The 445-nt window shown below is 69.4% G+C and carries 1 pseudogene; it reads left to right on the top strand.

The annotated features are described in order from the left end of the window. Nucleotides 1-445 (top strand): annotated as a pseudogene (locus tag IG90_RS0138815) (hypothetical protein); the annotation flags it as partial.

Below are 445 nucleotides of genomic sequence, written 5' to 3'. Positions count from 1 at the left end.
CTACGAACACGTCTGGGACTTCGGCAAGGGCTTCGTCGTCGACGGTGTCTGGGGCACGGTCAAGGGCCTGGGCACCCTGGTCGGCACCGAGGGCTGGGACAGTATGAAGCAGGCCTGGGGCGGCCTGGCAGACCTCTCCATCGGGGTATCCATCACCCTGGCGACCGCAGGCGCGGGAGGGACGTACCTCCTGACCACACCCGAGGAGGAGTTGCCCTCCTGGCTGCGGGACTCGAGCCGGGCGATGAAGGAGACGGGGAAGGCGCTGATCGCCTACGACCAGTGGAGCGTGAACCCGGCGCGTGCCGGTGGTGCGGTCAGCTTCAACGCCCTGACGACGATCTTTACCGGCGGCACGGGAGCCGGAGCCTCCGGTGCCGGCAAGGCAGCCGCCGCGGCCAAGGCACTCTCCTTCGCGAACAAGGCGAGCCGCGCCGTCGACCCG

The sequence above is a fragment of the Streptomyces anulatus genome (assembly GCF_000721175.1).
GTDB lineage: Bacteria > Actinomycetota > Actinomycetes > Streptomycetales > Streptomycetaceae > Streptomyces > Streptomyces anulatus_C.
The sequence above is the reverse complement of the archived record's forward strand: the minus strand, read 5'-3'. Positions and strand labels throughout refer to the sequence as shown.